Origin of the sequence: Luteimonas sp. gir, from assembly GCF_037198055.1 — a bacterium.
In the GTDB taxonomy this organism is placed as follows: domain Bacteria; phylum Pseudomonadota; class Gammaproteobacteria; order Xanthomonadales; family Xanthomonadaceae; genus Luteimonas; species Luteimonas citri_A.
On record NZ_JBBAXQ010000022.1, the window covers coordinates 2,501 to 5,554 of the forward strand.

General features: G+C 54.1%; 2 rRNA genes (1 of these 2 running past the window's edge). Both read left to right on the forward strand.

Annotated elements, in window-relative coordinates:
* Positions 1 to 2,719 (forward strand): 23S ribosomal RNA (locus WAF18_RS17260); it begins 160 nt to the left of the window's first position.
* A 198-nt stretch (positions 2,720 to 2,917) separates the two neighbouring features.
* Positions 2,918 to 3,031: ribosomal RNA gene (gene rrf, locus WAF18_RS17265) — 5S ribosomal RNA — on the forward strand.
* Positions 3,032 to 3,054: the final 23 nt, after the last annotated feature.

Genomic DNA, 3,054 nt, shown 5'->3' on the forward strand with positions numbered 1-3,054 from the left:
TAGCTGCTGGAGGCGAACGCGGTGAACTGAAATATCTAAGTAACCGTAGGAAAAGAAATCAACCGAGATTCCCTGAGTAGTGACGAGCGAACGGGGAACAGCCCAAAAGTCGATTTGGTTCTAGCAAAACGGTCCTGGAAAGACCGGCCATAGAAGGTGATAGCCCTGTATGCGAAAGGGCCATTTCGATGAAATTGAGTAGGGCGGGGCACGAGAAACCCTGTCTGAACATGGGGGGACCATCCTCCAAGGCTAAATACTCCTGACCGACCGATAGTGAACCAGTACCGTGAGGGAAAGGCGAAAAGAACCCCGGAGAGGGGAGTGAAATAGACCCTGAAACCGTGTGCGTACAAGCAGTCGGAGCCCGCAAGGGTGACGGCGTACCTTTTGTATAATGGGTCAGCGACTTATTGTTCGTGGCAAGCTTAACCGTATAGGGGAGGCGAAGGGAAACCGAGTCTGATAAGGGCGCATAGTCGCGGGTAATAGACCCGAAACCGGGTGATCTAGTCATGCCCAGGGTGAAGGTTGAGTAACATCAACTGGAGGCCCGAACCCACTCCCGTTGCAAAGGTAGGGGATGAGGTGTGATTAGGAGTGAAAAGCTAATCGAACCCGGAGATAGCTGGTTCTCCTCGAAAGCTATTTAGGTAGCGCCTCATGTGAATCTTCCTGGGGGTAGAGCACTGTTATGGCTAGGGGGTCATTGCGACTTACCAAACCATTGCAAACTCCGAATACCAGGACAGACTGCATGGGAGACACACGGCGGGTGCTAACGTCCGTCGTGAAAAGGGAAACAACCCAGACCCACAGCTAAGGTCCCAAATTATCACTAAGTGGGAAACGATGTGGAAAGGCACAGACAGCCAGGAGGTTGGCTTAGAAGCAGCCACCCTTTAAAGAAAGCGTAATAGCTCACTGGTCGAGTCGGTCTGCGCGGAAGATTTAACGGGGCTAAGTGATAAACCGAAGCTTGGGGTGCACAACTTGTTGTGCGCGGTAGAGGAGCGTTCCGTAAGCCGTCGAAGGCGGATTGAGAAGTCCGTTGGAGGTATCGGAAGTGCGAATGCTGACATGAGTAACGATAATGAGGGTGAAAAGCCCTCACGCCGAAAGCCCAAGGTTTCCTTGCGCAACGTTAATCGACGCAGGGTGAGTCGGCCCCTAAGGCGAGGCAGAAATGCGTAGTCGATGGGAAGCTGGTTAATATTCCAGCACCTCGCATAAGTGCGATGGGGGGACGGAGAAGGTTAGGTCTACCAGGCGTTGGTTGTCCTGGAGAAAGGCGGTAGGAGTGGGTCTTAGGCAAATCCGGGACCCTTTAACTCCGAGCACCGAGACGAGCTCATTAGAGCGAAGTGACTGATACCACGCTTCCAGGAAAAGCCCCTAAGCTTCAGCTTATGCAGACCGTACCGTAAACCGACACAGGTGGGTAGGAAGAGAATTCTCAGGCGCTTGAGAGAACTCGGGTGAAGGAACTAGGCAACATAGCACCGTAACTTCGGGAGAAGGTGCGCCCTTGATCGTGGCTCGTGCGAGCTAGAGCGATCGAGGGCCGCAGTGACCAGGCCGCTGCGACTGTTTATCAAAAACACAGGACTCTGCAAACACGAAAGTGGACGTATAGGGTCTGACGCCTGCCCGGTGCCGGAAGGTTAATTGATGGGGTCAGCCGCAAGGCGAAGCTCTTGATCGAAGCCCCGGTAAACGGCGGCCGTAACTATAACGGTCCTAAGGTAGCGAAATTCCTTGTCGGGTAAGTTCCGACCTGCACGAATGGCGTAACGATGGCGGCGCTGTCTCCACCCGAGACTCAGTGAAATTGAAATCGCTGTGAAGATGCAGCGTTCCCGTGGCAAGACGGAAAGACCCCGTGAACCTTTACTATAGCTTTACACTGAACGTTGAGTTCGTCTGTGTAGGATAGGTGGGAGGCTATGAAACTGTGGCGCTAGCTGCAGCGGAGCCAACCTTGAAATACCACCCTGTCGTGCTTGACGTTCTAACCTAGGTCCGTTATCCGGATCGGGGACCGTGTATGGTGGGTAGTTTGACTGGGGCGGTCTCCTCCCAAAGAGTAACGGAGGAGCTCGAAGGTACGCTCAGCGCGGTCGGACATCGCGCACTGTGTGCAAAGGCATAAGCGTGCTTGACTGCAAGATCGACGGATCAAGCAGGTACGAAAGTAGGACTTAGTGATCCGGTGGTTCTGTATGGAAGGGCCATCGCTCAACGGATAAAAGGTACTCCGGGGATAACAGGCTGATACCGCCCAAGAGTTCATATCGACGGCGGTGTTTGGCACCTCGATGTCGGCTCATCACATCCTGGGGCTGTAGTCGGTCCCAAGGGTATGGCTGTTCGCCATTTAAAGTGGTACGCGAGCTGGGTTCAGAACGTCGTGAGACAGTTCGGTCCCTATCTGCCATGGGCGTTGGAGATTTGAGAGGGGCTGCTCCTAGTACGAGAGGACCGGAGTGGACGAACCTCTGGTGTTCCGGTTGTCACGCCAGTGGCACTGCCGGGTAGCTATGTTCGGAAGCGATAACCGCTGAAAGCATCTAAGCGGGAAGCGCGCCTCAAGATGAGATCTCCCGGGAGCTTGACTCCCCTGAAGGAACCATCAAGACCAGGTGGTTGATAGGCTGGGTGTGTAAGTACAGCAATGTATTGAGCTAACCAGTACTAATGATCCGTGTGGCTTGACCATATAACCTCAAGTTGCTTCGCAACCCGAAGCATCCTTGGCCCTACGACACGTACAGTCGTCATAAAATGTTCGCTACTTCCCAACCTCTGAGAGCGTGAGCGCCGGTATGGCGAGTCCCTCGCATAAGCCCGCACTTCCATGTGCGGACTGTCCAAAAATGCGAACACTCCCCACATCCTGGCGACCCTCCACCCTCTCCCTGGTGACAATAGCTGTATGGAACCACCCGATCCCATTCCGAACTCGGAAGTGAAACGTACATGCGCCGATGGTAGTGTGCATCTAGCATGCGAGAGTAGGTCATCGCCAGGGTCTTTACCCTAAACCCCCGCCGG